This is a genomic window from Neisseria sicca VK64 (assembly GCF_000260655.1).
Lineage (GTDB): Bacteria > Pseudomonadota > Gammaproteobacteria > Burkholderiales > Neisseriaceae > Neisseria > Neisseria sicca_B.
Genome location: NZ_AJMT01000101.1, coordinates 1 through 8,548 on the forward strand (window position 1 = coordinate 1; position 8,548 = coordinate 8,548).

Below are 8,548 nucleotides of genomic sequence, written 5' to 3' on the forward strand. Positions count from 1 at the left end.
ATGGCTCTCCTTGAGAACAAGTTGCTGGGAAAAAATAATGCTATCTATTTGACATTAATAGATTTTTTATTGTGTCGTATGATGCCGATTGTATCGGGGAATAAAATGATGGGAAAGAGATAATAATTTATATTATTGTTTTGTATATTAATTTAGAGTAAGAGATACTATTTAATAGTATATTAATAGTGAGTGGGAGAAAAACGAAAAGGTCGTCTGAAAACTGAATGTTCAGACGATCTTTTGTTGTGATCTATGACGGTTCGTGCTTTATATAGTTTCCCTGCAAAAGCGTCGCAAGAATAGGCTGAGATTGTTTCTGTATGGATTGTCAAGAAGAGGAAGAATAATGCCGGATTCTCTAGAAAACAGTTAGGCTGATGCAAACTGGCGAATACGTTGAATTTTAGATATATAGTGGATTAAATTCAAATCAGGACAAGGCGACGAAGCCGAAGACAGTACAGATAGTACGGAACCGATTCACTTGGTGCTTCAGCACCTTAGAGAATCGTTCTCTTTGAGCCAAGGCGAGGCAACGCCGTACTGGTTTAAAGTTAATCCACTATAAATATGAATGTGGGCGGTTTGCACTTGTCCCTTTGTGTTGAGGTATCGTTTGGATAAAACGTGGCTATATAATGCAAGTTCTATTGGTATGAGGAGGGTGTCGATGATTATCGTAATGCGCAAATGGTCGAGTGAGGAATCTGTTCAACGGGTGGTGGATACGATTCGCAGCCGTGGCTTGCGGGAACATATTTCGCGTGGCGAAGAAAGGACGATTATCGGCGCGTTGGGCGACGAGCGGGTCTTCCATTCCAATGAATTGGCTAGATTGCCCGATGTGGAGCGCGTGTTCCGGGTTTTGAACGATTGGAAAATCATCAGTCGGGAGGAGCAGCCTGAAGACAGCAAGATTTCGATACGGGGCGTGTTGTTTGGCGGCGAGAAGGTTTTGGATATTGCGGCGGATATCAATCGGATTGAGGATGCGGATGCGGGATTTGTCGATCCGTTTTATCTGTCGGCACGGCCTTATGCGGAAATGGACAACGGGAGCGAAAAGGCGAGAATCCAACTGATGCAGCAGGATATTCAGCGGCTTCATGAACAGGGAAAACCGATTTTGGTGCGTATCCGCGATGTGCGTCAGATTGATGAGGCTTTGAAGGCGCAGGCAGACGTTTTGTATCTGGGCGGAGAGCTGATGGGGAATCGGGTCTTGTTGGATGAAGTGGGTCGTCTGAATACGCCGGTAGTGTTGTGTAAAGATAAGCATCATCGGGTTGATGATTGGCTGGCGGCTGCCGAACACATCGCTTTACGCGGCAATCACCATATTATCTTAGGCGAGGCGGGGACTTTGAGTTTCGAGCCGGAGCATGCTTATCGTTTGGATGTGGATGCGATTGTCAGGGTGCGGCAAACCTGTCATCTGCCGGTGATTGCGAACATCATGCGGTTGTGGCACAACGATATGCCGCAACATATCTTATATCGGTTGGCGCAGGCTGCTGGTGTCAATGGGATTGTCGGTTCTGGGGTGGATTGATATAGTGGATTAAATTTAAATCAGGACAAGGCGACGAAGCCGCAGACAGTACAGATAGTACGGAACCGATTCACTTGGTGCTTCAGCACCTTAGAGAATCGTTCTCTTTGAGCTAAGGCGAGGCAACGTCATACTGGTTTAAAGTTAATCCACTATATTTCAGTTTTTGAATAAATTTTGGCATAAAGTGCTGTTGCGTGGATTGGGCGTATATCTGCCTTACTTTGTTATCGACTTTTCAAGGCGGTTTTTGAATCCGGATAATGAGATGGTAGATATACCCTGTCTTACAGCGGGATTTTTATGGTGTTTGGGATATGGATATTGCTTAATCAGGCGTCAGGAATGGGTTATCAAAACCGTAGATAAAAAAAACCATTCATACCAAGGGAGAAGTATGAATGGCCAATACATTGCGGGAAAACGTCTTACTTGCTGCACCGCCCAAAAGGGATAAAAGAGCGGTGTGTGTCAGCGATTTGAATTCTAGCAGCATTAGTATTAAATGCTGTTAAGAAGTGAAATCTTTTGAATAAATTGCGCGAAAACTCCGATAGACGTTAATTTATTGAGATAAGCGGTATTAAATTTGTTGTATTTTAAATTTCATATGTCATATTTTTGCAACAACCATTTTAGAAGGTCGTCTGAAAAACTATTTTCAGACGACCTTTTTGTATACGGGACATACCAAGATGCGTAGCAATGGCATTTTAATTCCATCGGGCAAAATGCCACTATTGCCGCTATCCGTCGATTTGCCCGCTGTTAATAGGAAGGAAGTGGGTGCAGAACCGCCATTCATGTACCGCTTGATCATCGATATAGGCGTTCGGTTTGGGTAAAAATGCTTGGAAACATTCCGATATGCCCAATTCTTCTGCGCTGCGACGGGCGTAGTTGGCTCCTCCGCTGCTCCAGAGGTAAAGCATATGTCCGTTTTCATGCAGGCGGCGGACTTGGCGGATGACTTCGGGCATGGGAATGCGCGTGCTGCCTACGCTTCTGACAAGGGTGTCGTCCAAGGGTGTCGTCCGCATCAATATAGTGGATTAAATTTAAATCAGGACAAGGCGACGAAGCCGCAGACAGTACAGATAGTACGGCAAGGCGAGGCAACGCCGTACTGGTTTAAAGTTAATCCACTATAAAAATAACGGAAGGTCTGCTCATCAGATTGATTGCTTTGAAATGGGTGGATGGATATCAAAAAGGTCGTCTGAAAAACCTTTTCATATTTTCTATCGTTGTTTTGTTCAATTAATGCTTTTTTGTTAAAACGGGTTTATTGGTTCTCCCGTATCCATTTTTCCCAACGCTCGAACAGGGCGGGTTGCAGGGCGGCGATGACGGAGCGTTTGAAAACGTGTTCGCCGCTCCAGAAGTCGTCGCCTTCCAAAGTGGACAGGTTGCCACCTGCTTCTTCGAAAATCAGCGCGCCGGCGGCGTAGTCCCACAGTTTTTGCCCGCCGTGGACGTAAACGTCGTAGCGCCCGCTGGCGAGGTAGCACCAGTCGAGCGTGCTGCTGCCCATGCTGCGGATGGTGCCGAAGGGGGCGAGCGTACTCATGCGGCTGGTGAGTTTGCCGGAACGCAGGTATTTGATTTCGACGCCTGCGATGGCTTCGCTGAGTTTTTTGTCGACGGTGCGCAGGGGCAGTGGTGTGCCGTTGAGGTATGCGCCTTTGCCGCGTTCAGCGTAGAAACATTCGCCGCTGACGGGGTTGTAGATGATGCCGAGTTCGGCGCGGCCGTTTTTGACGAAGGCGACGGAAACGGCGAAATGGGGCAGTCCGTTGACGAAGTTGTTGGTGCCGTCTATGGGATCGACGACCCAGAGTCCGTCGGTATGCGCGTGCAGTTTCCAAAGGGTGGTTTGTTCCTGCACGCTCATTTCTTCGCCGAGCATAGGGCTGTCGATCAACAAGGGCAGGGCGGCGGCGAAGGCGGTTTGGGCGGCGAGGTCGGCTTCGCTGAGCATGGAGCCGTCTTCTTTGCGGTGCGACGGGGTATTCAGGAAGCGCGGCATGACTTCGGTTTGCGCGATGTGCCGGACGACTTTTTGCAATCGGTGTAACACTTTTTGTCCTTGTTTTTGCGGTTGGGGTGCGAAATCGTATAATCGCGTTATTATATCCGTTTTCACTTGAAGAACCATGTCCAGATTTTATCTGCCTGATGCTTTATATGCGGGGCAAGTCGTTGAACTGCCTGATAATGTTGTGCGTCATTTAAATGTTTTGCGCGTGCGCTGCGGGGAGGAGGTCGTTTTGTTTAACGGCAATGGCAAGGCGTATCCCGCGCGCTTGGATGTTTTGGAGAAACGCCGCGCCTGTGCGGAAGTGTTGCGCGAGGAGGAGACGGACAACGAATCGCCGCTGAAAATTACGCTGGTGCAGTCGGTATCGAGCGGCGAACGTATGGATTTTACTTTGCAGAAAAGTGTGGAGCTGGGCGTAGTCGCGATTCAGCCGGTGATCAGCGAACGCTGCGTCGTGCGCCTGAGCGGCGAGCGGGCGGACAAGCGGGTGGCGCGTTGGCAGGAAATTGTGGTGTCTGCCTGCGAACAAAGCGGCAGGAATATGGTGCCGGAGGTGCGGCCGCTGCTGCCTTACCGCGAGGCTTTGAAACAGATGTCGTCTGAAACAACCAAGCTGTTGATGAGTTTGAACCGCGCTCAAAGTTTGCGTGCCGTCAAGCCGTTTTCAGACGACCTGATTTTTATGGTGGGGCCGGAAGGCGGCTGGACGGACGAGGAAGAGCGGTTGGCGTTTGAGGCGGGATTCCAGTCGGTAACGCTGGGCAAGCGGGTGTTGCGGACGGAAACCGCTTCGCTTGCAGCGATTGCGGCGATGCAGACGCTTTGGGGGGATTTTGTGTAACCGGGTCGTCTGAAAACGGGATGGGAAGCGTAAATCCCTAGATGGTTTGAAAAGTCAGTTTTATTGAAATCATGGGTTTATATTTGTTTTTCAAGCCATTGCCTGCTTTACCTGTTTTACGCCTTCGCGGCGTTGGGCAATTCATCCGTTTTCGCTTACAATAGCCGATTATCCGAATCAACGCTCAAAGGCCTTCACATGCAATACGCCAAAATTTTAGGTACCGGCAGCTATCTTCCCGCCAACCGCGTCAGCAACGACGATTTGGCGAAAAAAGTCGATACGTCCGACGAGTGGATTACCACCCGTACCGGCATCAAGTTTCGCCATATTGCAGACGAAGACGAAAAAACCAGCGACCTCGCCGCCGAAGCATCGCGCCGTGCGCTCGTTTCTGCGGGTGTCGCTGCCGATGAAATCGATTTGATTATCGTGGCAACTGCCACCCCCGATATGCAGTTCCCGTCCACCGCGACCATCGTTCAACAAAAGCTCGGCATAGAAAACGGCTGCCCCGCATTTGACGTACAGGCGGTCTGCGCGGGCTTTATGTACGCCCTGTCCACTGCCAACGCCTACATCAAAAGCGGCATGGCGAAAAAGGCTTTGGTCATCGGCGCGGAAACGTTCAGCCGCATCGTGGATTGGAACGATCGAACGACCTGCGTTTTGTTTGGTGATGGCGCAGGCGCGGTAGTGTTGGGCGCGTCCGACGAAGCGGGCATCATCCACAGCAAACTCAAAGCCGACGGCAACTACCTCGACCTGCTCAACGTACCCGGTCAAATCGCCAATGGGCAAGTTTGCGGTTCGCCCTACGTCAAAATGGACGGACCGGGCGTGTTCAAATTCGCAGTCAAAATGCTCGCAAAAATCGCCGACGAAGTCATCAGCGAAGCAGGTTATACCCCCGATCAAATCGACTGGCTCGTGCCGCACCAAGCCAATAAACGCATCATCGACTCCACCGCCAAACACTTGGGTCTGGATATGGAAAAAGTCATCCTGACCGTACAGGAACACGGCAACACATCCGCCGCTTCCATCCCGCTCGCGCTCGATGTCGGCATCCAAAACGGTCAAATCAAGCGCGGACAAAACCTGTTGCTCGAAGGCATAGGTGGCGGCTTCGCGTGGGGCGCGGTGTTGGTGAAATACTGATTTTTTGTCTGTTTGAAAAACTTAAGAGGTCGTCTGAAACTGCGTTGGTGCGGTTTCAGACGACCTTTTTGATAGGAAAGCCGGGATTCGTATGTTGAGGGCCGGGTTAGTTGTTTAAAGTGTAGAAGATTCAGGGCGGTAGTTGAAAAGTATGCTAGGCAGAGGGGGAAGGGCGCTGTCTCTGTCGAGCATTGAAAATAGGTCGTCTGAAAATGTGTCGTTGCTTCAAACCGACACCGTTTCAGACGACCTTTTATTTATTATGGTTAAAATCCACATGGATTATGATAAATTGGTATAATTTCAAAACTGATTATCCAATACATTTTTTTCTTAATATAAAAATAAAATGAACCATAATAAACATTACGGGACAATCGCCCATTGGTTCGGGGAAATGAGCCGCGGCTCCATTATTTGCGACGAATCTTCGCAACGCATCTTTGCCAACCGCCAATCCCTCCACCCCGATTATCAAGAACCTGAAACCGGACACCGTGTCAGCTTTCAAATAGAAACGGAAAACAACCGCGCCGTCGCAAGGGATGTCGAGCGCGTCAATCCGGGTTATAAAAACAATGACAGCGCGGTCATTACGCTGACCGACTGGGATTGGTCGAAGAATGGTGGTTATGGAATGGATGTTTCAAACGAAGGGCAGCCGGTGTTTGTGCTGGGACAGTTTCTTGCCGACCAAACCCGTACGCCAAGGGCGGGCGACCGCCTTGAAGGCACGCTCCGCCGCCATCCCAACGGACAATGGCTGCTGGTCAATGCCGTTATCCGCAGTACGCCTGAGTCCGAACCCGAGCCTGAATCGATACACGCTGCGTCCACCCAAAAAGCACAAGGTCAAACCGTACACTTTTTCCGTCCGGAACACGGTCCTAAAGTTGAAGTCAAAATTGAGCAGCCGTTGGTTGCTGAAACCCGCTATCCCGCTCCGAAATCCGCCCAAAGAAATCTGCTGCCGCCCAATCAGGTTATGAGCGGTACGATTACCACATGGGATGATGCCAAAGGCTACGGCTTCATCCGTTTCGGCGACGAATCCCAAAATATTTTCTTCCACATCAGCGCGTACCATTACAATACCTGCCGTCCGCAAACAGGGCAGCGCGTCAGTTTCTACTGCAACCGCCCGATAGAAGGCAACCGCCAACAAGCCGTCAAGGTTGTCCGGCTGGGCGACGAAGCATTCCTGTTTGACGAATTGCCACCCGACTACAACAGGCTCAATATCGATATGCAGGCACTCCTGATCAACAGCGTCATCGCCGTCGTTTTCCTGACCGTTGTCGCCGTACTTTCCAATAAACTGTTTTTCATTTACGTCCTTATCAGTATCGCCGCCTTCATCCTCTATCAACAGGACAAGCAGACGGCGATGGAGTCCGCGCGCAAAATCAGACGTAAAAACGAATACCAAAACCGTATCCCAGAAAATAAACTGCACGCATTCAGCCTGCTGGGCGGCTGGCCTGGCGCATTGGTTGCGCGCGCCGCGTTCCGCCACAAAACCAAGAAAGTTCCTTTTGTCCAGATTTTCTGGCTGACAGTGGCAATAAATGTTGCTATTACCTATGCCCTGCTGATACATTACGCCGATAATCCTCTGACGAATTTTCTGAAAAACTAAACTGAAACAAAGGAATATCATGTCTTTTGCATTTTTCTTCCCCGGTCAGGGTTCGCAAAGCCTCAATATGATGGACGGTTTCGCAGGACAATCGGTCGTAAAAAACACCTTCGACGAAGCTTCTGCCGTATTGGGTCAAGATTTGTGGGCGATGATTAATGGTACGGACGCCGAACTCATCGGGCAGACCGTGAATACGCAGCCCATTATGCTGGCTGCCGGCGTTGCCGTTTACCGTGCCTATCTTGAAGCGGGCGGCAAAACGCCAGCCGTCGTTGCCGGCCACAGCCTCGGCGAATACACTGCACTCGTTGCCGCCGGTGCATTGGATTTTGCGGATGCAGTCAAACTCGTCCGACTGCGCGCCGAACTGATGCAGTCTGCCGTACCGCAAGGCGTAGGTGCGATGGCGGCGATCCTCGGCTTGGAAGATGAACAGGTTAAAGCCATTTGTGCAGAAGCCGCGCAAGGCGAAGTGGTCGAAGCCGTCAACTTCAATTCACCCGGACAAGTCGTGATTGCGGGCAATGCCGCCGCCGTAGAGCGCGCCATGAATGCAGCCAAAGAAGCGGGAGCCAAACGCGCGCTGCCGCTGCCTGTATCCGTTCCCTCTCATTGCAGCCTGATGAAGCCTGCTGCGGAAAAACTTGCCGAAGCGCTCAAAACCGTTGAAATCAAACAACCGCAAATCCGCGTCATCCATAACGCCGATGTTGCCGCTTACGACGATGCAGAGAAAATCAAAGACGCGCTTGTCCGCCAGCTTTACAGTCCTGTACGCTGGACGGAAACCGTCAACGCGCTCGTTACAGAAGGCATTACCGAATCCGCCGAATGCGGACCGGGCAAAGTGTTGGCAGGTTTGGCAAAACGAATCAACAAAGAAGCCGCGTGCAGCGCTTTGACCAATTTCGAACAAGTCGCTGCCTTTATCGAAGCACATTAAACTTGCCGCCTTGTCTGTTTCAGACGACCTTTCTTAATGAAAGGTCGTTTTTTAATGCCTGTCGGTTGTGTTCGCATAGGGAGGTGCAGACAGCAGGAGGGTGTTTCTTATTCCAATCCACTATCAATTTATTTTGAACATTTAAGGTCGCCTGAAAAAACTTTACAGAAATAAAAATCGTTATTCATTTAAAAACAGCAATTTCGTCGCATCGGTAACTTCGTTGCGATATAATCATAGGCTTTACCAATCCGACAGATTAATAAAATATTCAATCTGCATTAATCCGGAACACCGAGCCAATGATAGAAAAACTGACCTTCGGCCTGTTTACCCAAGAAGATTCGCGCAGCTTCATGCGCTTG

7 protein-coding genes and 1 pseudogene are annotated in these 8,548 nt (G+C 50.0%); 6 read left to right on the forward strand and 2 right to left on the reverse strand.

Translation table 11 applies throughout. The features are described 5' to 3' along the window. Window positions 1-673: 673 nt before the first annotated feature. A complete protein-coding gene (locus tag HMPREF1051_RS06265) occupies window positions 674-1,555 on the forward strand; it encodes a chorismate mutase (RefSeq protein ID WP_003765956.1) in 882 nt (293 codons plus the stop codon). A gap of 746 nt (window positions 1,556-2,301) precedes the next feature. Here HMPREF1051_RS06265 and HMPREF1051_RS06270 read toward each other — a convergent pair. Further along, a complete protein-coding gene (locus HMPREF1051_RS06270) occupies window positions 2,302-2,580 on the reverse strand; it encodes a DUF705 domain-containing protein (RefSeq protein WP_003765946.1) in 279 nt (92 codons plus the stop codon). 15 nt (window positions 2,581-2,595) lie between these two features. Here HMPREF1051_RS06270 and HMPREF1051_RS14350 point away from each other — a divergent pair. Beyond that, window positions 2,596-2,703: pseudogene (locus HMPREF1051_RS14350) on the forward strand (IS5/IS1182 family transposase); the annotation flags it as partial. A gap of 137 nt (window positions 2,704-2,840) precedes the next feature. Here HMPREF1051_RS14350 and HMPREF1051_RS06275 read toward each other — a convergent pair. Further along, on the reverse strand, window positions 2,841-3,635 hold the full coding sequence (locus tag HMPREF1051_RS06275) for an inositol monophosphatase family protein (protein ID WP_036492236.1): 795 nt from the start codon (window positions 3,633-3,635) through the stop codon (window positions 2,841-2,843). A gap of 76 nt (window positions 3,636-3,711) precedes the next feature. On the opposite strand from HMPREF1051_RS06275, the gene HMPREF1051_RS06280 reads away from it, so the two are divergent. The 4 genes from HMPREF1051_RS06280 (at window position 3,712) to fabD (ending at window position 8,183) form a co-directional block, all read left to right on the forward strand. Then, entirely contained in the window at window positions 3,712-4,437 is a 726-nt protein-coding gene (locus HMPREF1051_RS06280; protein WP_003765960.1) for a 16S rRNA (uracil(1498)-N(3))-methyltransferase, read from the forward strand. Between the two features lie 198 nt (window positions 4,438-4,635). Beyond that, window positions 4,636-5,598, forward strand: a complete 963-nt coding sequence (locus tag HMPREF1051_RS06285; protein WP_036492235.1) for a beta-ketoacyl-ACP synthase III — start codon at window positions 4,636-4,638, stop codon at window positions 5,596-5,598. 349 nt (window positions 5,599-5,947) lie between these two features. Continuing rightward, window positions 5,948-7,237: a DUF1294 domain-containing protein gene (locus HMPREF1051_RS06290; protein WP_003765954.1), complete on the forward strand. Its 1,290-nt coding sequence runs from the start codon at window positions 5,948-5,950 to the stop codon at window positions 7,235-7,237. Window positions 7,238-7,256: 19 nt separating this feature from the next. After that, window positions 7,257-8,183, forward strand: a complete 927-nt coding sequence (gene fabD / locus HMPREF1051_RS06295; protein ID WP_003765952.1) for an ACP S-malonyltransferase — start codon at window positions 7,257-7,259, stop codon at window positions 8,181-8,183. The last annotated feature ends 365 nt before the right edge of the window (window positions 8,184-8,548 follow it).